Here is a 24,398-nt window from a genome sequence, read left to right on the forward strand (position 1 = left end):
ACTTGTCCTCATATGAAATCAGGGTGCCCAGAACACCTCTATCGGTCTCGGCGCCGCCTCGAGCACTCTGCGGATGGGCTTCTTCGCGCCGGGACCCGTCGCGCCGTTGAACGCGGCGCGCTTGTCCTCGCCTTCAATATGGAGCGCRACGAAGCCGGCGTCGATGATACGCGCCATCGACAGAGTGAGCCGCGGCTCGCCGCCRCTCGCCGCATGCACCGGCAGCACGATCCGCTGCGAGACCGGATCGAGCAATTCCTCGAGATTGCCGGCATCCGGGAAGAACGACGCCGTATGGCCGTCGCCGCCCATGCCGAGGATCACCACGTCGAGCGGCCAGGGCAATGATTTGAGCGCTTCGCTGTCCGCCGCGGCCGCGTCCTCGATGCTTGCCGCCTCATGGTAGAGCGGCACGAAGCGCGCCGCCGCGGCCTTGTTCTGCAGCAGGTTCGCCGCCACCAGCCCGGCATTCGAGCGCGGCGAGGAGGGCGGCACGAAGCGCTCGTCGACCAGCGTCACGGTAACCTTGTCCCAGGCGATCGGCGTGGTCGACAGCGCGGCGAACAGCTTCGCCGGCGTGCTGCCGCCGGACACCGCGAGGAGCGCGGTGYCGCGTTTCGCGATGGCGCTGGTCAACCGGTCGGCGATCTCACCGGCAAGCGCCGTCGCTAGGTCCTGGCGGTCGGCAAAGCCGTTCCAGCCGTAGCGGACTTCGCTCAATTGCTCTCGTGCCATGTCCGTCCGTCACGTTCGATAAGAGCGATCGAGGCCGACGGCCCCCAGGTTCCGGCCGTATAGCCCTGCGCCTCCTGCCTGGCGCTTTCCCAGGCATTCTGGATCGGGTCGATCCATTTCCAGGCCGCCTCGACTTCGTCGCGGCGCATGAACAGCGTCTGGTTGCCGCGCACCACATCCATGATCAGCCGCTCATAGGCGTCGGGCGCGCGCCCGTCGAAGGACTGCGCGAAGCTCATGTCGAGCGAAATCTGGCGCAGCCGCATGCCGCCCGGCCCCGGATCCTTGATCATGATGAACTGCTTGACGCCTTCGTCGGGCTGCAGCCGGATCACCAACTGATTGGCGAAGATCGGCCCGGCACTGTCGTCGAAGATCGAAAAGGGGATCGGCTTGAACTCGATGACGATCTCGGAAACCCGGCTCGCCAGCCTTTTGCCGGTCCTGAGGTAGAACGGAACGCCGGCCCAGCGCCAGTTGCCGATCTCGGCCCTTATGGCGACGAAGGTCTSGGTGGTGCTGTCCTTGCCGAGCTCCTCGACATAGCCCTTGACCGGGCCGCCCGCCGAGGCGCCGGCGCGATACTGACCGCGCACGGTGTGCTTGGGCGCTTCGTTGCCGTTGATGCGCTTCAACGCCCTGAGCACCTTCAGCTTCTCGTCTCGCACGGCGTCGGCGTCCATCGACGACGGCGTCTCCATGGCGACGAGGCAAAGCAGCTGCAGCATATGGTTCTGCACCATGTCGCGCAGCGCGCCGGCCTTGTCGTAATAGGTGACGCGGTCTTCGAGGCCGACGGTCTCGGCGACCGTGATCTGCACATGGTCGATATGGGCGGAGTTCCACAGCGGCTGATAGAGCGCGTTGGCAAAGCGCAGCGCCATCAGGTTCTGCACGGTTTCCTTGCCGAGATAATGGTCGATGCGGAAGATCTGGCCTTCATGGAAATCGTCGCCCACCGCGTCGTTCAGCGCGCGCGCCGAGGTCAGGTCGCGGCCGATCGGCTTCTCCAGCACAATGCGCGAGTTCGGCGTGATCAGCTTGTTCTGCTTGAGCTGATGCGAGATATCGCCGAACAGCGCCGGCGCCACCGCGAGATAGAAGGCACGGATGCGGTCGCTGTCGCCGATCGCCTTCTTCAGCTTGTCGAAGCCCGCGCCGCTGGTGGCGTCAGCCGGGACATAGGAAAGCCTGGCCAGGAAGGTTTCCAGTTCCTTCTGGTCGATATCGGCCGGCTTGACGTGGGACGAAATCGCCTGCCTGGCGAAAGCCTGGAACTCGGCGTCGGTCATCTTGGCGCGCGAGGTGCCGATGATGCGCGTCGGTTCGCAGAACTGATGGTCGCGCTGGCGATAATAGAGCGAGGGCAGGAGCTTGCGCTCCGACAGGTCGCCGGTGCCGCCGAAGATGATGAAGTCGAAGGGATCGACAGGGATGATCTGGCTGGTCATGGTCAGTCCGATTTGATGCCGGATACCGGCAGCGTGGTTGGTATATTCTAATCGATTTAAATTTTCCAGTGCCATGGTGTCACAGGCAGGACCAATCGCTTGCTGTTGCATCGGTCCACCTGTTTCCCGACACTTGCGCCGCCGACAGGCCTGTCGGTAAAGCCATGGCTTCCGGCAACGTTCGCGGCCGCACCATAGAACGCGAATGTGACGAAAGCTAAGGGAGAATATCGCWGCGGGGCGGCGGTCGGAAATCAAGAACTGCGGAAATCCAATGAGCGGGAAAACCATGCGTCTGGAAAACAAGGTCGCCATCATCACCGGCGCTGCGTCTGGCTTCGGGGAGGGCATGGCCAGGCGCTTCGCCGAAGAGGGCGCGCGCGTGGTTGTCGCCGACCTCAACGCCAAGGGCGCCGAGCGGGTGGCCGAGGAGATCGGTCCCAACGCGATCTGGACCCAGACCGATGTGTCCCTGCGCTCCGAATTCGACGAGATGATCTATGCCGCCAAGAGCGCCTTCGGCCGCATCGACATCATGGTCAACAATGCGGGCTTCACCCATCGCAACGGCGATATGCTCGCCGTCGACGAGGAGACCTTCGACCTGATCACAGCGGTCAACATGAAGGCGATCTACCACGCCGCGCTCGCCGTCGTGCCGATCATGGACCGGCAGGGCGGTGGTGTCATCCTCACCACGGCCTCGACGGCGGGGCTTCGGCCGAGGCCAGGCCTGACCTGGTACAACGCCTCCAAGGGCTGGGCGATCACCGCCACCAAGTCGATGGCGGTCGAACTGGCGCCGAGGAACATCCGCGTCAACTGCCTCTGCCCGGTCGCCGGCGAGACCGGCATGCTGGAAAGATTCATGGGCGCCGACACGCCCGAGATCCGCGAAAAGTTCCGCGCCTCGATCCCGCTCGGCCGGCTCTCGACACCCCTCGACATCGCCAACGCGGCGCTGTGGCTGGCTTCGGATGAAGCCGCCTTCATCACCGGCGTTGCGCTGGAGGTCGATGGCGGCCGCTGCATCTGAGCCGTTTCCAGGTAGCGGCTGCTCATGCGGCGAACGGATAGGCTGGCGCCGTCAAGCCAAGTCTCCAATTTGACTTCATGGTTCGTCGAAACGATAACGGACCGGGGCAGGGGAATTGGCGCGTGGTTAAGGTCAGGCTGCGTGAAATTCGCAACGATCTGGGCTGGCGATTGCGGCGCTATCGGGCAACACGTGCGCGTGCCMAAAGCAAGGCTATCTTCATCGGCATAACCGGCAGTTCCGGCAAATCGACGGCAACCAGCTTGCTTGGGCATATCCTGGCCGGTCACGGCACGGTCCATACGCAAGTTCTGGYCAACACGCTCAAAGCACTTGTCCGCACGCTCTACAAGCGCATGAAGCGCGCGGGCGAGGTCGACTACGTCGTCTTCGAAGCCGGCGCGTTTGAGCCTGGTTCGATCAGGCCGATGGCGGAGATGCTAAAGCCGGACTTGGCCGTCGTAACGATGGTCAGGCTGGAGCATTTTGCTCAATTCCGAAGCCTGGAGGCTGTCGCCCGGGAAAAAAAGGCCCTGGTCGAGGCATTGTCACCGGGCGGGCTCGCAATCTTGAATGCCGACGACCCGCATGTGCTCGGTATGGCTTCAGACGTAAGGGGCCGTGTCGCGACCTTCGGCCAGTCAGAGACTGCAGACTATCGTGTAACGGATGTCCATGCCGCCTACCCGGACCGGCTCACATTTTCGTTGCGCTGGAATGCTGGTGAGATCGACGTGCAAACACCTTTTCCCGGCGAGCACTTCTGGCTGCCGGCGGTTGCCGCCATTGTCACGGCGCTGGAACTTGGTGTCCCGCCGGAGGAAGTCGTGGCCAAGACGGCATCCTTCGAACCGCTGGCAAATCGCTGCAAGGTGGAGGCGATCGATGGCGGCCCGCAATTCATCATCGATGCCGCCAAAGCGCCTTGGCATTCGCTGAACATCGCGTTCGAGATGGTGGCCAAAGCGCGGGCTGTTCGTAAGCGGATCGTTCTCGGCCAGATTTCCGACTACGCCGGTTCGTCGCGGAAATATCGCACTGCTTATGGCGTCGCGCGCGATATCGCCGACGAGGTTATCTACACTGGTGACAATGCCCATCGCTCACGCGCGAGCCAGGCGGACCGCGACAGCGGGCGTTTCCTGGAGCTTCGTACTCCGAAGGATGCCTCGGACCACATCAAGCAGACGGCGGTCCCCGGCGAACTGATCCTGCTCAAGAGCTCCGCCAATCTTCATCTGGAGAGGATTGCGCTGGCATGGACCCACGACGTCAAATGCTGGATCCCGGCATGTGGTAAGAACGAAGGGTGTTACACGTGCGGCTTATACGAGGTGCCGTTCGAGGAACACAAGTCCTTCCTCGCAAACCGCAGGATCGAGCGCAGAAAACGTCGGTACGAACGGCTGCTGGGCGGGTTAGGTTTCAGGCGCCGGTCTTGACGTAGCTTTTGTAGACCCAGCCGTGCTTGCCGTTATAGACGATCTCGCACCATTGCTTGCAATTCATCACCTGTACCGATGCCTTGGCCGGCACCGTGATGATTGCGGCGGCACCTTTCTTCGGACCCGAGCGCATGGTCACGGCCCTCAAGATGCGCCCGTTTGCGGCCGCGCCGGCTTTTTGAGGCTTCGGCTTGGGCTGCGCCGAGTCATCCGCCGCTGCCGGTTGCGGATCGGGAACCTGCGGCTTGGCTTCGGGAATGGCGGCGGTTTGGGCGCCATCCATCTTGTCGCCAGGCTTCTTCGCGGCCGTCGACGTCTCGCTCGCGGCGCCCGCGACCTGCGAAAGCGCGTTCGAGGCGTCGTTCTCGGCATCGGCCTCGGCAAAGGCCGTATCGGTGGATTGTGCGGGGTTGGTGGCGGCGGCCTGCTTGGATGGAGCCGGTTGGTCATCGGTCGGGGCCGGCGGCGTCTGGGCATCGGAAGCCGTCCAGCGGGGACTGTTCGGCGCCAGCGCCGGAATGCTGGCTTCGCGAGCCGCCGTCGTGGGCGTGACCGCGTCCGCCTTGCGCGCGGCTTGCGGCGCTGCTGCAGCCACGGTGACCGCCGCTGTCGCCGGAGCGATCTTCGTGGTCTTCACCGGAATTGTCGGAACGGTTTGCGCGGCGTTTGCCGCAGCCACTTGCCGGTCACTGCCCGGAAAACAAAGCCACAGAGCCACCGCGGCCACGCCGAGCAACGCGGCAGTGCCGATCGCCGCAATGACCAGATGGGCGTTCGACTGYACCCTCTGCCAGAAGGATGGCCGTACGCTATAGCCGAACTGCATTGTAAAGCGCTGCCGTTCCGGCATGCCGAAACTGAAGGGCCCGTTCACTCAAACCACCTCCAACAAGCGGGCCGACGTTCTTTCGATCATTGCCGCAACGATTGGCTTCGATCGGCATCGGTCCCGAAATTATTGCGGACAAGGCCCGCGAAATCCCCGGATTTTCGCCCATAATTGCATCTTTTACTGCTGATTATGGCACGAGTGAGCCAAATTGCGAAATTCTGCGCGTCCATTAAGGCTTTCACAACCTGCCGTGTGGGAGCCGCCAGCGTCGATTCGACGGCTTCGGCTGGGCCGACAGCTTCAAATCCTGTCGCGCAGCGCGAACCAGTTGAGGGCCAGAAACAAGAGCGGCGCGCGAAATCGCCGGCCGCCCGGGAAAGCGGGGATTTTCAGATCCTCGATCAGTTTCAGCCGGTCGCGATTGCCGGCAACGGTCTCGGCATAGAGCTTGCCGAAGAAGTTCGAAAGCATGACGCCGTGCCCGGAATAGCCGCCTATGGAGATCACCTTCGGCATCACCTCGCGCACGAACGGCTTTCTCGGCATCGTGATGCCGACATAGCCGCCCCAGCCATGCGTGATTTCGATATCCTTMAGCGCCGGGTAGAGCTCGGCGATCTGCCTGCGGATGTGGATATGGATGTCCTTGGGATCGTTGACGGCATAGACCTCGCGGCCGCCGAACAATAGCCGTCCGTCTTTCGACTTGCGGAAATAGCGCACCACGAAGCGGGAATCGTCGACCGACTCGCCGCCCGGCAGCACCTTGGAGGCGGCGCCGAGYGGCACGGTCGCTCCGATGAAGGAGCYGATCGGCATGATATGCGCCGCGCTCACCGGCTCCAGATTGCCGCCATAGGCATTGACCGCGATCAGGCATTTGTCGGCGGAGATCGTGCCGCTAGGCGTCGTGACCGTCACCTTGCCGCCATTGGAAACGATGCCGGTGGACGGCGTCTGCTCGAAGAGATGCGCGCCGGCCGCCGCCGCGACTTTCGCCGTGCCGATCACCAGCTTCAGCGGTTGGATATGCCCGGTGCCGGTGTCGCGCGCGCCGCCGAAATAGCGCGTCGAGCCCAACCRCTCGGCCGTTTCCGCCGCATCCATGAAGCTTAAATGCGGGTAGCCGAAGCGGCTCGCCATGATCTCGGCATGGCGCTTGTAGTCGTCGACGTAACGCTTCTTGTGCGCCACCGAAAGCTGACCCGGCATATAGTCGATGTCGATCGCGTTGGCGGCGGCAAAATCGAGCAGATGCGCCTTGGCTTCTTCAGCCATGTCGAACAGTGCCTTGGCGCGGGAGAGGCCGTATTCGGCCTCCAACTCCTCGGCCCAGGCGCGCTGTCCGGTGCCGAGCTGGCCGCCATTGCGCCCCGACGCGCCGTCGCCGAAGCGATAGGCTTCGATCAGCACGACATTCGCGCCGGTTTTGGCGAGATGCGCTGCTGCTGAGAGTCCGGTGAAGCCACCGCCTACAATGACGACGTCACATCGGCGGTCACCTTCTAGGGAAGGGTATTCAGGCCGAGGCCCAGCCGTATCCTCGTACCAGGAGCGGCCCGGAGAAATGGGAGATTGATAGGGCATGACCGGTGCCCTAGACATTCAACAAGAGATACTCCCGCTCCCACGGGCTGATCACTTCCATGAAAGTTTCGAACTCGGCGCGCTTGATCGCGGTATAGGTGGCGGCGAAGGATTTGCCGAGGATGGCACCAAGCTCTTTGTCGTCCTCGAACAGGCCGACGGCCTCCAGCAGGCCGCGCGGCAGGTCGATTTCGTCCGCATTGGCGGTCGTCAGCACCGGTGGTTCCGCCTTGATCTTGTTGTTCATGCCGACCAGCCCGCAGGCCAGCGACGCCGCCAGGGCCAGATAGGGGTTGGCGTCGGATGACGGGATGCGGTTTTCCACGCGTCGCGCCGCCGGATCCGAGCGTGGTACGCGGAAGGCGGTGGTGCGGTTGTCATAGCCCCATTTGTTGTTGACCGGGGCCGACGCCTGCTGCGTCAGCCGGCGGTAGGAATTGACGTAGGGCGCGAACATCACCAGCGCGTTCGGCACGTGCTTCTGCATGCCGCCGATGAAATGGAAGAACGCGTCGGTCTCGGAGCCGTCCTCCGCCGAGAAGATGTTCTTGCCGGTCTTCTTGTCGACCACCGACTGGTGGATGTGCAYGGCCGAGCCCGGCTGGCCCTGGATCGGCTTGGCCATGAAGGTGGCGTAGATCTCGTGCTTCAGCGCCGCCTCGCGGATGGTGCGCTTGAACATGAAGACCTGGTCGGCGAGCTCGATCGGGTTGCCGTGGCGCAGATTGATCTCGAGCTGGCCGGCGCCTTCCTCGTGGATCAGCGTGTCGATCTCCAGGCCTTGCCGTTCCGAGAAATGGTAGATGTCGTCGATCAGTTCGTCGAATTCGTTGACGCCGGCGATCGAATAGCCGGCGCCGCCGCCGATCGGCCGGCCCGAACGCCCGACGGGCGGCGTCAGCGGATAATCCGGATCGGGGTTCTTGCGCACCAGATAGAATTCGATCTCGGGCGCCACCACCGGCTTCAGGCCGCGCTCGTCATAGGCCGCAAGCACGCGCTTCAAGACGTTGCGTGGCGTGAACTCGACCGAGCGGCCGTCCTGATGGACGAGGTCGCAGATGACCGCCGCCGTCGGGTCTTCTTCCCAGGGCACCACGGTCAGCGTCGAAAGATCGGGCAGAAGCTTCAGGTCGCCGTCATCTTCGGGATAGTGGAAGCCGTTGCCATCCTCGGGATAGCCGCCGGAGATTGTCGTCATGAACACGGCCGAAGGCAGCGCCAGCGAGGTGTTGGAGGTGAATTTCTTCGACGGCATCATCTTGCCGCGGGCGACGCCCGCCTGGTCGGGCGTGATGCACTCTATGTCCTCGATACCGCGCCATTCCAGCCAGGCGCTGGCCTCCTTCCAGTTCTTCACACCGCRTTGGTTCTTCAAGAAGGCAGGCGTGCGGGCGCGTCCCCCCCGGCTTGACGGACGGACTTCCTTTTTCTCAGGCGGCATCATTCACCAGATTGTGTTGCGGATTTCGGACTATAGCCGGGCGCCGCGGGGGAAGGGAAGAGGAGGCGGGACAAGGCGGGCATCCGTCTTGAGGCTGGCRGCATGCTGCAACAACGGCTACACAGCCGTCCATGAAGAACGGTGTCTGCATATGCCCGCCTCTCATCTGACCACGATCGGTTTCGATGCCGACGACACGCTGTGRCAGAACGAGCAGTTCTTCCGCATGACCGAGCAGCGCTTCATCGCCATGCTTGCCGAGCACGGCGAGGCGAGCGTGGTTTCGGCGAACCTGCTTGCAGCCGCAAGGCGCAACCTCGGCCTCTACGGCTTCGGCATAAAGAGCTTCACGCTGTCGATGATCGAGACGGCGATCGAGGTTACCGAAGGCCGCGTTTCGGCCTCGACCATTGCGGAAATCCTGGCTGCCGGTCGCGACATGCTCAGCCATCCGATCGAACCGCTGCCGCATGCGCGTGAGACGATCGAGAAGCTTGCCGGCAGCTATCGCCTGGTGCTGATCACCAAGGGTGATCTCATGGACCAGGAGCGCAAGCTGGCGCAGTCGGGGCTGGGTGGGCTTTTCGATGCCGTCGAGATCGTCAGCGACAAGAGCGCCGCCACCTATGCCCGCATCTTCAGCCGTCATGGCGACGGACCGCAAAAAAGCATGATGGTCGGCAATTCGCTGAAGTCGGATGTCGTGCCTGCCATCGATGCCGGCGGCTGGGGCATCTATGTCCCGCATGAATTGACCTGGGCGGCCGAGCACGCCGAGGCGCCGGTCGCGGCGCCACGTTTCCGCGAGATCGCCGATCTCAGYGAACTGCCCGCGTTGGTCGAACGCATCGCCACGGCGGATTGATACGTCCGAGCTCCCGGGTTGTGCCCGGCGGGTGAGCRGCATGCCTTCGCGGCGTCGGGTGAGCGGACGCCCTGAACATCGGTTCGGGTGGTGAGCGGTCGGCGCGAACGAACCGGCCGACAAGCCCTTGCATCGGACCCTGGGGCCGCCCTTACAGAGGCGAGGGTCCGGAACGGAAGGTCGGCTATGGGCGGCGAAAAGGAGCAATGGTTCGGTCCTGGYGAGACAGCTCGGCGGGTCGGGGTCACCACCAAGGCGCTCAGGGTCTATGAGCGGGAGGGGCTCGTTGTCCCTCACCGCGCCGAATCGAGATGGCGCCTATACGGACCTGCTCAAATCGCCCGCTTGCACCAGATCATCGTGCTTCGCGATCTCGGCCTCTCGCTCAAATCGATCAAGAAGCTTGTCGGGGATCATTCCCGGCTTCGGGAGATTCTGCGGCTGCAACGCGAAAGCTGGAATCCCAGGAACACAAGATCAGGTGCGCGATCACTCTCATAGAGAGGGCGCAACGCCAACTTGATGAGGGTCGAGACCTTTCTCTGGATGACTTAGAACGCCTCACCAAGGAGACTGTCATGCAGCAATCCACCGACAATAAGAAATTCGCCGCGAGGTTCGAAGCTTTGATCGCGGAACAGGACCTGACTGGTCAAGCAAGCCGCACCTTTGACGGGATAAAGAAAGAGTACAGCGCAGACGCCCATAAGGCTGCGCTAACGGCCATGATGGCGGAAGCAAGCCAGCTGAAAGAGGCAGGCGACGTTAATTCCGAAGCCGCCAAAGAGTTCGTTCGGCGTATGCGATCCCGTACCGCCGACATCAGGCGTTCGACCCCCCAGGCCGAGCAAGAGATTATACGCAACGCGTATAGCAAAGCGGTCGCCGAGGCGCAGGCCAGGTCTGAGCCCCTGTCGTTCGACCCGGCGGTCCTCGAATTCTTCCGACAAGTCGCGCAGGGAATGAAGGAACGCGGCGAGCTGGACTGACCCAGCCTCCCGAGAGCAAACGCCGGAGTGCCGCTTCGGCGCTCCGGGAGGCCTGTCCCGAATTCCCTAGCCGCGCCCGACCAGGCGATCGACCACGGGTTGCAGCCTCTCGGGCGTGATCGGCTTGGCGACCACGGCATCGACCACGCTCGACAGGCCAAGGCTCTCCGGCGTGCCATTCCTGGTTGAAAGCAGGATCACGGCGGGCAGCGGCTTGCCGGAGGCGCGCCGCAGCGCGTCGATGGCCGACATCAGCGGGTCGCAATCCTTGTTGTCCGGGCCGCCATCCAGGATGACGGTGCCGGGCAGTTGCCCGGCCAGCGTCTTCTCTGCGGCCTCGGGCGGTTCCGAAATCGGCTTCAGTCCCGATTTCTCGACGATTTTCGACACCACGACCCGGTTGATCGACGATTTTCCGACGACGAGCACTTTGGAAAAGTCAGCCGCGATCGTCCCCTTCCGGGCTGCCGGTTTCGGGTGTCTTTCGGAGTGGTCGTCACGGTCAGCGGGACACATCGGCGGGAGGCACTCTGGTTCAATGCAGGGTTGAAACCTGAGGCACAATTGGGTGAGATCGCGGCCGGTGTCAAGCTGAAACGGTCGAGCTCGAAAATATAGCAAGAATTTCCGAGATTCAGTGCAAGTCGTACCCCCAGACAGTGAAGGCAAACCGAAAAAATGCGATAGTCTTCCGAACGTATAGCGCGCGGGAGACCATCGCCGAAACTGTTGACGTTACGTCAGGTGTGACTCTGCTGGGTAACGATCACCGGGATCAAAAGGTCTCCCCAGTTGCCGTCGCCGCCATGGTGCCTGGCCGAACGCACCAGCTCCACCGAGACGCCGGCCTCGACTGCCTTCATGACCGACTGGTTGAGCCTGTGCAGATCGTTGGCGAGCATGCGGATCGTCGCCTGCTGGTCGACGCTCATTGCGCTCGATTGTTCTTCTGCCCTTTCCTTGACGCGGCTTATCGATGCCATTGGTCTTCTCCTCGATGCAAATGCCCTGCGGGCGTTTCCTCTGGTTGTTATCCGTTACTCGGCCGCCGGCCTGAACTGGGCGTRCTCGGTCGATTCGTGCATGGCGGTGGTCGAAGACTGGCCGCCGGTGATCGCCATCGACACGGCGTCGAAATAGCCGGTGCCGACCTCGCGCTGGTGCTTGGTCGCGGTGTAGCCGTTGGCTTCCGCCGCGAACTCGGCTTCCTGCAGCTCCGAATAGGCCGCCATCTGCCGGTCCTTGTAGCCGCGCGCCAGCTCGAACATGCCGAAGTTCAGCTGGTGGAAGCCGGCCAGCGTGATGAACTGGAACTTGTAGCCCATCGCGCCGAGCTCCTTCTGGAACTTCGCGATCGTCGCGTCGTCGAGATTCTTCTTCCAGTTGAAGGACGGCGAGCAGTTATAGGCGAGCAGCTTGCCCGGATGGTGCTTGTGCACGCCTTCGGCGAACTTCCTGGCCTGCGCCAGATCCGGCTTCGAGGTCTCGCACCAGATCAGGTCGGCATGCGGCGCATAGGCGACGGCGCGCGCGATGCAGGGCTCGATGCCGTTACGCACATTGTAGAAGCCCTCGACCGTGCGGCCGGCGTCGTAGTCGACAAAAGGCCGGTCGCGCTCGTCGATATCGGAGGTCAAGAGCTTCGCCGCCTCGGCGTCCGTGCGCGCCACGACCAGCGTCGGCGTGCCCATCACGTCGGCCGCGAGGCGCGCCGCGTTGAGGTTGCGGATATGCGCCGCCGTCGGGATCAGCACCTTGCCGCCGAGATGCCCGCACTTCTTCTCCGACGCCAGCTGGTCCTCGTAGTGGACGCCGGCGGCGCCCGCCTCGATGAAGGCCTTCATGATCTCGAAGGCGTTGAGCGGGCCGCCGAAGCCGGCTTCGGCGTCAGCCACGATCGGCGCGAACCAGGTCTCGACCGACAGTCCGTTGCCTTCGGACGTCTCGATCTGGTCGGCGCGCTGCAAGGTGCGGTTGATGCGCTTGACGAGTTCCGGCGCCGCGTTGGCCGGGTAGAGCGACTGGTCCGGATACATCGCCGAGGCGGTGTTGGCGTCGGCGGCGACCTGCCAGCCCGAGAGATAGATCGCCTTCAGCCCGGCCCGAACCTGCTGCATGGCCTGGTTGCCCGACATCGCGCCCAGCGCATTGACGAAATCCTCCTCGTGGATGAGCTTCCACAGCCGGTTCGCGCCCATCTCGGCCAGCGTCTGGCGAATTTGCACGGAGCCCCGCAACCGCTTCACATCCTCTGGCGAATAGGGGCGCTCGATGCCGTCGAAACGGCCTTCCGGCGCGGAGGGGACGAGGTTGTAAAAATCGGTCATGGGTCACTCCGGGTCTTTGGTAATTTGTGCCAGGCGCTGCATCGCAAAGGCATATCCTGCGATGTTTGCGTATGACATCATTTACATTGCGGTGCGAAGGGTGCCTAGGAAAACCGCAAGATTCCTCGGAAAATAAAGGAAAAGCTGTGTTGTCATTGACAAGTCAACTCTGTAAATTTGTCACGATTGTAAAAACGGCGAAGCAAGCGCCGGACTTGATGTTCATGTAAATTCTTGTCAAGGATGGCAGGGATGGCCGACCAGAAGATCTTCGCCGGGCCGCGGCTRCGCCGGCTGCGCAACGCCAGGGGCCTGACCCAGACGGCGATGGCCGAAGGGTTGGGCATCTCGCCCTCCTATCTCAACCTGATCGAGCGCAACCAGCGGCCGCTGACGGTGCAGCTCATTCTCAAGCTTGCCTCCGTCTACAAGGTCGATCCGCACGAACTTCAGGGCGAGACAAAAGGTTCGATCGCGGCATTGYGCGAAGCCTTCAGCGATCCGCTCCTTGCCGGCGAGTTGCCTGGCGATCAGGAACTGATCGATCTCGCCGAGACGGCGCCGAATGCCTCGGCGGCGATGGTGAAGCTCTTTCGCGCCTACCGCGAGCAGGCCGAGCGCCTGTCCGACCTCAACCAGCTTCTGGCTAGGGAAGGCAGGGCGACCGCTTTGTCCGGCGCGCGCCTGCCCGCCGACGAAGTCCACGAAGTGTTCGAGCGTCGGCCGAACCACTTCGCTTCGCTGGAAGAGGAGGCGGAGGCTTTCACATCGGTCCTCGAGCCCGGCGACGATCTGTCCGGCGCGCTGAAGGCCTGGCTGAGGCGCGAGCACGGCATCGTCGTCAAGGTGTTGCCGGTCGCCACCATGCCCAACTGGCGCCGCCGTTACGACCGCCATTCGCAGCGTCTGTTCCTGTCCGAGCGGCTCTCGCCTTTCGACCAGCTGCGCGAAGTCGCCATGGAGGCGAGCCTGATCCGCATGTCGGTGGCCATCGCGGGCGAGATCCAGGCGCTGAAGCTCGGCACCGACGAGGCGCGCCGGCTTGCCCGCTTCGAGCTCGGCCGCTACGCCGCGCATGCGCTGATGATGCCCTACCAGGCCTTTCATGCCGCCGCCGTTCGCGCACGCTACGACATCGACGTCTTGCGCTCCCGTTTCGGCGTCTCTTTCGAGCAGGCGGCGAACCGGCTGACCATGCTGCAGCGGCAGGGTGCGTCGGGCGTGCCTTTCTTCATGCTGGAAGTCGACAATGCCGGCAACCGCTTCCGCAAGGCCGGCAGTCAGGGTTATCCGCAAAGCCGCTTCGGCGGCGGCTGCCCCAAGCTTCCTGTCCATGCCGCCTTCTCGCAGCCGGGCCAGATCCTGGTCGAGGCGCTGGAAATGCCCGATGGCGCCGAATTCCTTTGCATCGCCCGCACGCTGGAAGGTCCGCAAGGGGCCTTCTCCGAACGGCCGCGCCGCACCGCGCTCCTGCTCGGCTGCGATATCGGTTTCCGCGACGAGATCGTCTATGGCGCGGCGCTGCCGGTTGGAGCCGCCGGCAAGCCCGGGCAAGGCTTCGCCACGCCGGTAGGTCCCGCCTGCAGGCTCTGCGAGCGCGTCGGCTGCCTGGCGCGCGCCGAGCCGCCGGTGACGCGCCCGCTCGGCCTCGAYGAGATGGTGACGGGCCTCAGCGCCTTCGATTTCCAGGGGTGATCCCGGMGGATGTGCCCCAAGCTTCGCCGGATGCTGGATCACRCCGGTTTTGCGCCTTTGCGCTACGCGATTGAGACGCAGTTCTTTGTCGTTCCTGGTGCATCGTGTCGAACGCAACCCGCTGACAGTCATCTGCYATGACCGATACCGCCTCGGCCCCCGTCGCCCCATCCTCCACTGCCTTGCCGGCCGTCTCGCCGCGCGAGGAGCGGATCGGCATGCTCCTGGTCTTCCTGTCGGCGCTTATGTGGAGTTTCGGCGGCACCATCGCCCGTTTCATCCATATCGGCGACAGCTGGACCGTGGTGTTCTGGCGTTCGCTCTGGGCCGTGGCCTTTCTCATCGCATTCATGCTGTGGCGCGACGGTTGGCGCGGCACCTTGAACCTCTTTCGGCACATGGGCCTGCCCGGCCTCGGCGTCGCCTTCTGCTTCGCCACCGCCTCGACCAGCTTTGTGGTGGCGCTTGCCTACACGACGGTCGCCAACATCCTCCTGATGCAGGCCGGCGTGCCGCTGCTTGCGGCTCTGCTTGCCTGGCTCCTGTTTCGCGAACGTGTCGGTCCGGCAACCTGGATCGCGATTGCAGCCGTCATCGTCGGCGTCGCCATCATGGTCTCCGAATCCCTGGGCGGCGCCGTCTCGCCGATCGGCGACGGACTGGCGCTGCTGATCGCGGTGATGTTTTCGGTCGCGACCGTGATCACCCGGCGCTTCGCGCATGTGCRCATGGTGCCGGCCAACTGCCTTGCGGCATTGCTTGCCGGTGCTTTCGCCGCTTCCCAGGCCTCGGCATTCGCGGTCTCGGCCCGGGACATGGGCTTCCTCTTCGCCTTCGGCGTCGTCAATCTTGGCGTCGGCCTCGCCTTTTTCGCCATGGGCGCGCGGCTGGTGCCGGCGGCGATCGCGGCGCTGCTCGGCACCTTCGAGCCGATCCTTGGGCCGATCTGGGTCTGGCTCGTCCATTCCGAAGTGCCGTCGGTGCGCACCATCATCGGCGGCGCGGTCGTGGTCACGGCGCTGCTCATCCATATCGGCCTGGAGTTCAAGCGCCAGGCGCGGCCGGCGCGTCCCGGCGTCACCGGCCTGCCGTCACCCAATTGACCAATGCATGTCGCTCAGAAGTGCGCAGCGGTTCTGGGAGAACGACATGCATCAAGACAATGCATGTCGCCCAGAAGTGCGCAGCGGTTCTGGGGCAACGACATGCATCAAGACAAAGTCCTAAAGCGCGTCGCCTGAATCCGTTTCAGCGCGGCGCGCTTTAGGACGATAGGCAGCGTTCCCCATTGACAACCCTGTTGCCGGGCGGGCAGGCTGCGATTACGGCAACAACAAGACAGGCGTATCTTGCCAAGTGTCTCCGCCGGCCTGCTCGGGGCCGGACAGCATCGTCATAGCTCTCAATACGCCACGGTGCATGCCGTTGACGCCACCCGGGCGCCTCGCCGGGGAGGCCGGGACGCCTCGAATCTTGATGCCATGATCGGGCCTGGCGTGTTGAGTTCACGCTTGTCGCTCTCCGGAAAGCTCAATAGTCTAAAACCAACGCCGCCCCGCCATATCGCGACGAGCCGGCGAGGGAACACTCACCAAAGGAGAACACCATGATCCGCAAAGCGCTTTTGCTTTCGGCGACGTCGGCATTTCTGACGCTTTTCACACTAAGCGGCCACACGGAGGACCGCGTCGTCAACGTCTACAATTGGTCGGACTATATCGACTCTTCGATCATCGACGATTTCACCAAGAAGACCGGCATCAAGGTCGTCTACGACACCTTCGATTCCAACGAGATCCTGGAGACGAAGCTGCTTGCCGGCGGCAGCGGTTACGACGTCGTCGTGCCGAGCGCCAACTTCCTGGCGCGCCAGATCCAGGCGGGCGTGTTCCAGAAGCTCGACAAGTCGAAGCTGCCCAACATTTCCAACATGTGGGACGTCATTTCCGAGCGCACCRCCAAATACGATCCGGGCAACGAATACTCGGTCAACTATATGTGGGGCACGGTCGGCCTCGGCTATAACGTCAAGAAGGTACAGGCCGCGCTCGGCACCGACAAGATCGACAGCTGGGACGTCTTCTTCAATCCGGAAAAGCTGGCCAAGCTGAAGGATTGCGGCGTCTATGTGCTGGATTCTCCCGCCGACGTCATTCCGGCGGCGCTGAAATATCTCGGCCTCGATCCCAACAGCACCTCGCCCGATGATATTTCCAAGGCCGAGGAGGCATTGCTGAAGGTGCGGCCCTATATCCGCAAGTTCCATTCGTCCGAATACATTAACGCCTTGGCCAATGGCGACATCTGCCTGGYGATCGGCTGGTCGGGCGACGTCTTCCAGGCGCGCAACCGCGCCGAGGAGGCCAAGCAGGGTGTCGAGATCGGTTATTCCGTGCCGAAGGAAGGCGCCCAGATGTGGTTCGACCAGATGGCGATCCCCGCGGACGCGCCGCACGTCGCCGACGCGCTCGAATTCATCAACTACATGATGACGCCTGAAGTTATCGCCAAATCGTCGAACTACGTGCTCTATGCGAACGGCAACAAGGCTTCGCAGCAGTTCATCGACAAGGCGATCCTGGAAGATCCTTCGGTCTATCCGGACGAAGAGACGACGAAGAAGCTGTATACGGTTGCGCCATACGATCCCAAGACACAGCGCATCATCACGCGCACCTGGACCAAGATCGTCACCGGCCAATAAGCATTGAGAGACGGCCCCGGCAGCCAACTGCCGGGGCCGCTTTCTTTTGGGAAATTTAAAAAAGTAACGGAGTGGGGATCATGAAATCGCTTGGCAGCATCCGCAGGGATTTCGCGCCATGGAACGACCCGAATGCCAAGCCTTATATCCAGTTCGACAAGGTCACCAAGAAGTTCGGCGACTTCACCGCCGTCAACAATCTGTCGCTGACCATCTTCGAGCGCGAATTCTTCGCGCTGCTCGGCGCTTCCGGCTGCGGAAAGTCGACGCTGCTCAGGATGCTCGCCGGCTTCGAGGAGCCGACGGCGGGCCGCATCCTGCTCGACGGGCAGGACCTGCGCGGCATCCCGCCCTACAAGCGGCCGGTCAACATGATGTTCCAGTCCTATGCGCTGTTCCCGCATATGACGGTGGAGAAGAACATCGCCTTCGGTCTCAAGCAAGAAGGCATGCCCGCGCCGGATATCGAAAAGCGCGTCGCCGAGATGCTGAAGCTCGTCAAGCTCGAGCAGTTCGCCAAGCGCAAGCCGCACCAGCTCTCCGGCGGTCAGCGCCAGCGCGTGGCGCTGGCCCGCTCGGTCGCCAAACGGCCGAAGGTCCTGCTGCTCGACGAACCGCTCGGCGCTTTGGACAAGAAGCTGCGCGAGGAAACCCAGTTCGAACTGATGGACCTGCAGCAGGAGCTCGGCCTCACCTTCGTCGTCGTCACCCACGACCAGGAGGAGGCCATGACCATGGCCGACCGCATCGCCATCATGGACAAGGGCGAGGTGATGCAGGTCGCCACACCTGCCGAGATTTACGAGGCGCCGACCTCGCGTTTCGTGGCGCATTTCGTCGGCAACGTGAACATGTTCGAGGGCAAGGTCGCCGAGCGCACGGCAAGCACCACGCGTATCACCGGCGCGACCGGGGCGCAGATCGTCGTCGACAATGGCGGCCACGCCGCCGCCGGCTCCGACATCGTCTTCGCGATCCGGCCGGAGAAGATCAAGGTTTCCTCGAAAAAGCCGGCCGATGCCGTCAACGCGCTGGAAGGCGAGGTCTACGACGTCGCCTATCTCGGCGACATGACCGTCTATCACATCAAGCTCGACGACGGGCAGATCGTGCGGGCGAGCGCGCTGAACGCCTCGCGCATCACCGAGGATCCGCTGACCTGGAACGATCGCGCCTGGGTCTCGTTCCGGCCCGACGCCGGCGTCGTGCTGACAAGGTAGGAGGCTGAGATGACCGATATCGCAGCGACCGCCGCGCCACCGACCGAAACCGCGACGCTGCCAGCCAGGCTGGCGGCGGGCTTCGTCAGCCGCCTCGTCATCATCATCCCCTATCTCTGGCTGCTGTTCTTCTTCCTCGTCCCCTTCATCATCGTGTTCAAGATTTCGCTGTCGCAGACGGCGATCTCGATGCCGCCCTATACGCCGGTGCTCGACTTCAAGGATGGTGTGGCGGGATTCCTCGCCGGATTCCGCGAGCTCAACTTCGACAACTACACCTGGCTCACCCAGGATGCGCTGTATTTCAACGCCTATGTGACGAGCCTGATCATCGCGGGCATCTCGACGATACTCACGCTGATCGTCGGCTATCCGATCGCTTATGGCATGGCGCGCGCGCCGGCCACGATCCGTCCGACCTTGCTGATGCTGGTGATCCTGCCGTTCTGGACCTCGTTCCTGATCCGCGTCTACGCCTGGATCGGCATCCTGAAGCCCGAGGGGCTGCTCAATCRGGTTCTGCTTGCCACGGGCCTGATCAGCCAGCCGCTGGTGATCCTCAACACCTACACCGCGATCTTCATCGGCATCGTCTATTCCTACCTGCCCTTCATGGTGCTGCCGCTCTATTCCTCGCTGGAGAAGATGGATTATTCGCTGATCGAAGCAGCCCAAGACCTCGGCTGTCCGCCGACGGGCGCCTTCTGGAAGATCACCTTCCCGCTGTCGTTGCCCGGCGTCGTCGCCGGCTRCCTGCTGGTGTTCATCCCGGCGGTCGGCGAGTTCGTCATCCCCGACCTCCTCGGCGGCTCGCAGACGCTGATGATCGGCAAGACGCTCTGGAACGAGTTCTTCTCGAACCGCGATTGGCCGGTGTCGTCGGCTGTGGCCGTCATCCTGCTCCTGGTGCTGACCATCCCGATCATGTTCTTCCAGCAGGCKCAGGCAAAGGCACAGGAGCAGGGCAGATGAACTCGACCTGGAGCCGCTTCAACATCACCTCGATCGTGCTGGGCTTTGCCTTCCTCTATCTGCCGATCGTGCTTCTGATCGTCTTTTCCTTCAACGAATCCAAGCTCGTCACCGTCTGGGGCGGCTTCTCGACCAAATGGTACGTGTCGCTGTTCCACAACCAGGGCCTGATGGACGCGACCTGGGTGACGGCGCGCGTCGGCGTCATATCGGCGACGGTCGCGACCGTGCTTGGCACGCTCGCCGCCATCACGCTGACCCGCTACACGCGCTTCAGGGGGCGGGTGCTGTTCTCGGGCATGGTGTTTGCGCCGCTGGTCATGCCGGAGGTCATCACCGGGCTGTCGCTGCTTYTGCTCTTCGTCGCCGTCGGGCTCGACCGCGGCTTCTTCACGGTGACGCTCGCCCACATCACCTTCACCATGTGCTTCGTCGCCGTCGTGGTGCAGTCGCGGCTGGTCTCCTTCGACCGCTCGCTGGAGGAGGCGGCGATGGATCTCGGCGCGCCGCCGGTGAAGACCTTCTTCCAGATCACCTTGCCGGTCATCCTGCCGGCGATCATCTCCGGCTGGATGCTGGCTTTCACGCTTTCGCTGGACGATCTGGTCATCGCGAGCTTCACCTCGGGTCCCGGCGCCACCACGCTGCCGATGAAGATCTACAGCCAGGTGCGTCTCGGTGTAACCCCGGAAATCAACGCCGCCTGCACGATCCTGATCGCGGTGGTGGCGATCGGCGTCATCATCGCCTCGATCGCCAACAAGCGCCGCGAGATCCAGCGCCAGCTCGACGAGCAGGCCGCGCAGCGCGGTTGAGCGACAGGGGGCGGGCGCCGCCCCCTGTTTACTGGCCTGAAACGCCGGGAGCGATTGGYGATATGAACGGCGCGCTCCAGTTGCCGCCGACGAAGAACAGCGACTGGTTCGGCGGAGGGGCAGGTGGGCTGRCCGCCTGACCGTTGGCCTGCTGGGGCTGCTGCGCCGGCTGTCCGCTGGGCACCACGCCGCCCGAGAGCGCCAGCCCGCGCCCGACATAGGAGGCGATGCCGGACAGCCAGATCTTGTATTTCTGCGCATTGATCTCGGCCTTGTCCAGTCGCGCCACGCCCTTCGAAATGCTTGCCTTGATCTCGGCGCCGTCGATCGGCAGCGAACCGTTGGCGACGTCGTCGAGCGCGAAGAAGCCGCCTTGCTGGTTGCGCTTGAGGAAGGCCGGCAGGTCGAGCCCGTTGAGCATGCCCGGCCCGAACGTCGCCGAGAACGATCCGTCGGCATTCTCGAAGATGGAATTCCAGGCCTTGCCCGGGCCCTTGAGGATGACCGATACCGTGCCGGTGCCGGCCGGCACCAGCCGCGTCATTCCCGCCGCCGTGGCAAAGGCACCCGTATCCACGTCCGACGCCAGGAGCCGCATCTCGACCTGCGTGCCTTCCGGCTTGCGGTCGAAGCGCAGGCTGCTCTGGATGGTGCCGTTGAAGGCCGACGCGTCGGATATGTCGAAGACGGCAAGGCCGTTCTTGACTTGCGCGGTCGCCGCGACGTCGGCAAGCTGCACCGGTCCAGCCATGGCATGCGCCGCCGACAGCCTGAGGTCGAGGTTGATGCGGTCGGCGAAGCTGGTGTCGATGTCGCCGGGGCCGGCCTCGCCGGTGGGCACGACAGGCGTGAAGGCCGACAGGAAGGATTTCAGATCCAGCGTGTCGAAGGCAAGCGTGCCGGCAATTACCGGGCGTCCCTCGGCAAAGGAGAAATCCAGCGCTCCCATTCCCGGATTGTTGTTGAGCGTGACCGTGGTGTTCTCGAACTTCGCGCGTCCCGCCGAGGCGTTCACCTTGCTGCTGACCGAGACGGCGCCGATCGCAGCGCCCGGCGCGATGCCGGCCTGCGACCATTCCAGCACGCGCCGCAGCGACGGCGCGGCGAATTTTGCCTGGCCGTCCAGATAGGCATTGTCCGACATCGATGCCGTTCCGTCGAAGGAGAATGTCGCGGGCGCCGCTTTGAAGGAGAAGGTGACGGGCGCCGCGCCCCCGGCAAACAACACCAGCGGCTTTGTCGAGGAGAAATCGACCTGCACGCTTTCGCCGCGCCAGATGCCGGTCGCGGTCATCGACGCATCGCTGTTCATCGCTTCCCAGTTCACCTGGCCGTTCAGGCTGCTCAGGATTTCGCTGTCCTTGCCGTCAACCGAAGTCACCACACGGCCATCGCGGAATTCCACGGTGCCGAACGGATCGGACGGCAATCTGCCGAGATCCGGCTTCTGCGGGTTGGCGGTGACCACGCCGCGCGCGGTGTCGATCGAGCGCGTGATGCGCCCTCCGGTCGGAAGCGGCGGCAGATAGAAGCCGTTCGCCATGCGCTGGACTCTGATTGTCGGGCGCACCAGCCTTGCGGTCGAGAAGGCGACGTTGCCCTGCAAGGCCGCCATGGCTGAGAGATCGACTTCCACGCGGTCGGCCTCGACCACCGGCGGCGTTTCGGTCTCCGTCCATTGCGACAGCGTCACGTCGCTGAGGATGGCCCGGAACTTCGGCCACACCTCGATGCGCGGCGAGCCGTCGATCGTCACCCTGAAGCCGCTCCAGGCGCTCAATTCCCAGGCGATGCGGTCGCGCACGATGCGGGTCGAGGCAATCAGCGGCAGCGCCGCGACCGCGAGCGCGATGATGAGCACGGCAACGCCGATCACCCATACCCCGCGCCGGATCAGAGATGATGGCATTTCGCCCCGTATGCTTTCGTTGCCGACAAAATCGCCCGACGGGTGTAACCGAGCRCCGACGCTTTTCAAGTCTTTATGGCCTTGCGATGGCATTTGCGCGGCGGCGACCATGGGCCGACCGAACAAAATCTTGCTCTGCTGCGCTGCAATATGCATAAGCGGGCTGCTCGATCCCGATCCGCAATCGCGCGCCGTTTCTGGGACGATGGCATAGGCGACGATGAGCTTAACTGGCTCGAATGGGACGCGCTTTGGGAGGAGCGATCATGGCCACCGACACACCTTTGTGGACCCCGACGCAAGAGCGCATCGACGCAGCGCCTCTAAGCGCGTTCATGAAGGCCGCGGAAGCAAAAGCCGCGGTTTCCTTCTCCGGCTATGCCGAACTTCATCGCTGGTCGATCGACAACCGCGAAGCCTTCTGGAGCCTGGTCTGGGATTTCTGCGGGCTTGTCGGCGACAAGGGCGAGCGGGGCYTCGTCGACGGCGAGCGGATGCCCGGCGCCAGCTTCTTCCCCGACGCCAGGCTCAATTTTGCCGWGAATCTTTTGCAGAGGACCGGCGGCGGCCCGGCTATCGTCTTTCGCGGCGAGGACAAGGTCGAGCGCYGGCTCTCCTGGAACGAGCTCCACGCGCTGACCTCGCGGCTGCAGCAGCTCTTGCTGTCGCTCGGCGTCAAGGCCGGCGACCGCATCGCCGCCATGATGCCGAACATGCCCGAGACGATCGCGGCGATGCTGGCGGCAAGCTCGATCGGCGCTGTCTGGTCGTCATGCTCTCCCGATTTCGGCGAGCAGGGCGTGCTCGACCGCTTCGGTCAGATCGAGCCGGTCGTCTTCATCGCGCCCGACGGCTATTGGTACAACGGCAAGGCGATCGAGGTGGCCRACAAGGTGCGCGCCGTGGCCGAGAAGCTCGAGAGCGTGCGCAAGGTGCTCATCGTCGACTATCTCGGCACCTCTCAGGACGTCRCCGCCACCATCGACAAGGCAACCGCGCTCGAAGATGCGCTCTCGCCATTTGCGGTGAAGACCGTCAGCTTCGAGCGGCTGCCCTTCGCGCATCCGCTCTACATCCTGTTTTCCTCGGGCACCACCGGCATCCCGAAATGCATCGTCCATTCGGCGGGCGGCACGCTGATCCAGCACGTCAAGGAGCATCGGCTGCATGCCGGCCTGCTCGACGGCGATCGTCTGTTCTATTTCACCACCTGYGGCTGGATGATGTGGAATTGGCTGGTCTCGGGCCTCGCTTCCGGCGCGACGCTGCTGCTCTATGACGGCTCGCCTTTCTACCCCGACGGCAATGTGCTGTTCGATTTCGCCGATGCCGAGAAGATGACCTATTTCGGCACCTCGGCCAAATTCATCGATTCGGTTCGCAAGGCCGGTCTGAAGCCGATCGCGAGCCACGATCTGTCGAGCGTGCGCACCATCTCCTCCACCGGCTCGCCGCTGTCGCCGGAGGATTTCCGCTTCGTCTATGACGGCATCAAGAAGGACGTGCACCTGGCCTCGATCTCGGGAGGCACCGACATCGTCTCCTGCTTCGTGCTCGGCGTGCCGACCGAGCCGGTCTGGACCGGCGAGATCCAGGGCGCCGGCCTTGGCCTGGYGGTCGACGTCTGGGACGACGACGGCAAGCCTGTGCGGCAGGAAAAGGGCGAGCTTGTGTGCACGAAAGCCTTCCCGTCGATGCCGGTCGGCTTCTGGAACGATCCCGAAGGCAAGAAGTACCACGCCGCCTATTTCGAGCGTTTCGACAATGTCTGGTGCCATGGCGACTTCGCCGAATGGACGGCCCATGGCGGCATGATCATCCACGGCCGCTCCGACGCCACGCTCAATCCGGGCGGGGTCCGGATCGGCACGGCCGAGATCTACAACCAGGTCGAGCAGATGCCGGAAATCCTCGAGGCGCTCTGCATCGGCCAGGACTTCGACAATGATGTCCGTGTCGTGCTGTTCGTGCGGCTGGCGGCAGGCGTTACCCTGGACGACGATCTGGAAAAGCGCATCCGCGCCAGGATCCGCACCGGCGCCAGCCCGCGTCACGTGCCGGCCAGGATCGTCGCCGTCACCGACATTCCGCGCACCAAGTCCGGCAAGATCACCGAGCTCGCGGTACGCGACGTGGTCCACGGCCGCACGGTCAAGAACAAGGAAGCGCTCGCCAATCCCGAGGCGCTGGAGCTGTTCCGCGACCTGCCGCAACTGGCTAGCTGACCGCCTGATATGGTAAATAAAATCTGCCCACCGAATTTACCTAGATTTCATGGGTGGTACACATTCGTAAATTTTTTTGAGGCCCGGTAAGGACTTGTTAAGGGACGACCCCGATAGTCGCGTGTAACTTGAGGGAGAAATCCCGTT

The 24,398-nt window shown here is 63.4% G+C and carries 21 protein-coding genes; 12 read left to right on the plus strand and 9 right to left on the minus strand.

The genetic code is table 11. The annotated features are described in order from the left end of the window. Window positions 1–18: 18 nt before the first annotated feature. Both pgl and zwf read right to left on the minus strand, forming a co-directional pair. Window positions 19–735: a 6-phosphogluconolactonase gene (gene pgl / locus LCM4576_RS13210; protein WP_071032497.1), complete on the minus strand. Its 717-nt coding sequence runs from the start codon at window positions 733–735 to the stop codon at window positions 19–21. Next, window positions 717–2,186 (minus strand): glucose-6-phosphate dehydrogenase, encoded by a 1,470-nt coding sequence (gene zwf / locus LCM4576_RS13215; protein WP_071032498.1) that lies wholly within the window; start codon window positions 2,184–2,186, stop codon window positions 717–719. The genes pgl and zwf overlap by 19 nt, the downstream gene beginning before the upstream one ends. Window positions 2,187–2,475: 289 nt before the next feature. On the opposite strand from zwf, the gene LCM4576_RS13220 reads away from it, so the two are divergent. Continuing rightward, window positions 2,476–3,222 (plus strand): SDR family oxidoreductase, encoded by a 747-nt coding sequence (locus tag LCM4576_RS13220; RefSeq protein WP_071033122.1) that lies wholly within the window; start codon window positions 2,476–2,478, stop codon window positions 3,220–3,222. Window positions 3,223–3,344: 122 nt separating this feature from the next. Beyond that, window positions 3,345–4,664 carry a Mur ligase family protein gene (locus tag LCM4576_RS13225; RefSeq protein ID WP_244510793.1) on the plus strand — a complete coding sequence of 440 codons (1,320 nt, stop codon included), beginning with the start codon at window positions 3,345–3,347 and terminating at the stop codon, window positions 4,662–4,664. On the opposite strand, the gene LCM4576_RS13230 is transcribed toward LCM4576_RS13225, so the two are convergent. The 3 genes from LCM4576_RS13230 to LCM4576_RS13240 form a co-directional block, all read right to left on the minus strand. Further along, entirely contained in the window at window positions 4,648–5,541 is an 894-nt protein-coding gene (locus LCM4576_RS13230) for an SH3 domain-containing protein (RefSeq protein ID WP_198540244.1), read from the minus strand. The genes LCM4576_RS13225 and LCM4576_RS13230 overlap by 17 nt on opposite strands. 258 nt (window positions 5,542–5,799) lie before the next feature. Beyond that, a complete protein-coding gene (locus tag LCM4576_RS13235) occupies window positions 5,800–7,086 on the minus strand; it encodes an FAD-binding oxidoreductase (RefSeq protein ID WP_071032500.1) in 1,287 nt (428 codons plus the stop codon). Between the two features lie 10 nt (window positions 7,087–7,096). Then, window positions 7,097–8,533 carry a glutamine synthetase family protein gene (locus tag LCM4576_RS13240; protein WP_407067377.1) on the minus strand — a complete coding sequence of 479 codons (1,437 nt, stop codon included), beginning with the start codon at window positions 8,531–8,533 and terminating at the stop codon, window positions 7,097–7,099. Between the two features lie 148 nt (window positions 8,534–8,681). Here LCM4576_RS13240 and LCM4576_RS13245 point away from each other — a divergent pair, with 148 nt between their 5' ends. The 3 genes from LCM4576_RS13245 to LCM4576_RS13250 all read left to right on the plus strand — a co-directional run bounded on the left by LCM4576_RS13245 (window position 8,682) and on the right by LCM4576_RS13250 (window position 10,384). Beyond that, entirely contained in the window at window positions 8,682–9,395 is a 714-nt protein-coding gene (locus tag LCM4576_RS13245; protein ID WP_071032501.1) for an HAD family hydrolase, read from the plus strand. A 186-nt stretch (window positions 9,396–9,581) separates the two neighbouring features. Further along, window positions 9,582–9,896 carry a MerR family transcriptional regulator gene (locus LCM4576_RS37730; RefSeq protein ID WP_083361390.1) on the plus strand — a complete coding sequence of 105 codons (315 nt, stop codon included), beginning with the start codon at window positions 9,582–9,584 and terminating at the stop codon, window positions 9,894–9,896. A gap of 77 nt (window positions 9,897–9,973) precedes the next feature. Beyond that, entirely contained in the window at window positions 9,974–10,384 is a 411-nt protein-coding gene (locus LCM4576_RS13250) for a hypothetical protein (RefSeq protein ID WP_071032502.1), read from the plus strand. A 66-nt stretch (window positions 10,385–10,450) separates the two neighbouring features. Here LCM4576_RS13250 and LCM4576_RS13255 read toward each other — a convergent pair whose 3' ends face one another. The 3 genes from LCM4576_RS13255 to aceA form a co-directional block, all read right to left on the minus strand. After that, complete coding sequence (locus LCM4576_RS13255; RefSeq protein WP_040988168.1) at window positions 10,451–10,900, minus strand: response regulator; 450 nt, start codon at window positions 10,898–10,900, stop codon at window positions 10,451–10,453. A gap of 224 nt (window positions 10,901–11,124) precedes the next feature. After that, entirely contained in the window at window positions 11,125–11,367 is a 243-nt protein-coding gene (locus LCM4576_RS13260) for a hypothetical protein (RefSeq protein ID WP_027168360.1), read from the minus strand. 54 nt (window positions 11,368–11,421) lie between these two features. Beyond that, a complete protein-coding gene (gene aceA / locus LCM4576_RS13265; protein ID WP_071032503.1) occupies window positions 11,422–12,711 on the minus strand; it encodes an isocitrate lyase in 1,290 nt (429 codons plus the stop codon). Between the two features lie 252 nt (window positions 12,712–12,963). Between aceA and LCM4576_RS13270 the strand changes: the two genes are divergently transcribed. From LCM4576_RS13270 to LCM4576_RS13295, 6 genes are all read left to right on the plus strand, one after another. Further along, complete coding sequence (locus tag LCM4576_RS13270; RefSeq protein WP_071032504.1) at window positions 12,964–14,406, plus strand: short-chain fatty acyl-CoA regulator family protein; 1,443 nt, start codon at window positions 12,964–12,966, stop codon at window positions 14,404–14,406. Window positions 14,407–14,543: 137 nt separating this feature from the next. Continuing rightward, window positions 14,544–15,509 carry a DMT family transporter gene (locus tag LCM4576_RS13275; protein ID WP_071032505.1) on the plus strand — a complete coding sequence of 322 codons (966 nt, stop codon included), beginning with the start codon at window positions 14,544–14,546 and terminating at the stop codon, window positions 15,507–15,509. A gap of 503 nt (window positions 15,510–16,012) precedes the next feature. Further along, on the plus strand, window positions 16,013–17,110 hold the full coding sequence (locus LCM4576_RS13280) for a polyamine ABC transporter substrate-binding protein (protein WP_071032506.1): 1,098 nt from the start codon (window positions 16,013–16,015) through the stop codon (window positions 17,108–17,110). A gap of 80 nt (window positions 17,111–17,190) precedes the next feature. After that, window positions 17,191–18,330: an ABC transporter ATP-binding protein gene (locus LCM4576_RS13285; protein WP_041007979.1), complete on the plus strand. Its 1,140-nt coding sequence runs from the start codon at window positions 17,191–17,193 to the stop codon at window positions 18,328–18,330. A 9-nt stretch (window positions 18,331–18,339) separates the two neighbouring features. Then, on the plus strand, window positions 18,340–19,302 hold the full coding sequence (locus LCM4576_RS13290; RefSeq protein ID WP_071032507.1) for an ABC transporter permease subunit: 963 nt from the start codon (window positions 18,340–18,342) through the stop codon (window positions 19,300–19,302). Next, complete coding sequence (locus LCM4576_RS13295; RefSeq protein WP_041008830.1) at window positions 19,299–20,117, plus strand: ABC transporter permease; 819 nt, start codon at window positions 19,299–19,301, stop codon at window positions 20,115–20,117. The genes LCM4576_RS13290 and LCM4576_RS13295 overlap by 4 nt, the downstream gene beginning before the upstream one ends. Before the next feature lie 28 nt (window positions 20,118–20,145). Here the strand turns inward: LCM4576_RS13295 and LCM4576_RS13300 are convergent, their stop codons facing one another. After that, window positions 20,146–22,026 carry an AsmA-like C-terminal region-containing protein gene (locus LCM4576_RS13300; protein WP_071032508.1) on the minus strand — a complete coding sequence of 627 codons (1,881 nt, stop codon included), beginning with the start codon at window positions 22,024–22,026 and terminating at the stop codon, window positions 20,146–20,148. A gap of 266 nt (window positions 22,027–22,292) precedes the next feature. Here LCM4576_RS13300 and LCM4576_RS13305 point away from each other — a divergent pair, with 266 nt between their 5' ends. After that, window positions 22,293–24,251: an acetoacetate--CoA ligase gene (locus LCM4576_RS13305; RefSeq protein ID WP_071032509.1), complete on the plus strand. Its 1,959-nt coding sequence runs from the start codon at window positions 22,293–22,295 to the stop codon at window positions 24,249–24,251. Window positions 24,252–24,398: the final 147 nt, after the last annotated feature.

The organism is Mesorhizobium sp. LCM 4576 (genome assembly GCF_001854815.1).
Taxonomy (GTDB): Bacteria; Pseudomonadota; Alphaproteobacteria; order Rhizobiales; family Rhizobiaceae; genus Mesorhizobium; species Mesorhizobium plurifarium.

Coding starts and splice junctions, on each gene's coding strand:
- LCM4576_RS13255 (WP_040988168.1), bottom strand. CDS start 10,900: ATGTGTCCCGCTGACCGTGACGACCACTCCGAAAGACACCCGAAACCG.
- LCM4576_RS13220 (WP_071033122.1), top strand. CDS start 2,476: ATGCGTCTGGAAAACAAGGTCGCCATCATCACCGGCGCTGCGTCTGGC.
- LCM4576_RS13250 (WP_071032502.1), top strand. CDS start 9,974: ATGCAGCAATCCACCGACAATAAGAAATTCGCCGCGAGGTTCGAAGCT.
- LCM4576_RS13260 (WP_027168360.1), bottom strand. CDS start 11,367: ATGGCATCGATAAGCCGCGTCAAGGAAAGGGCAGAAGAACAATCGAGC.
- LCM4576_RS13285 (WP_041007979.1), top strand. CDS start 17,191: ATGAAATCGCTTGGCAGCATCCGCAGGGATTTCGCGCCATGGAACGAC.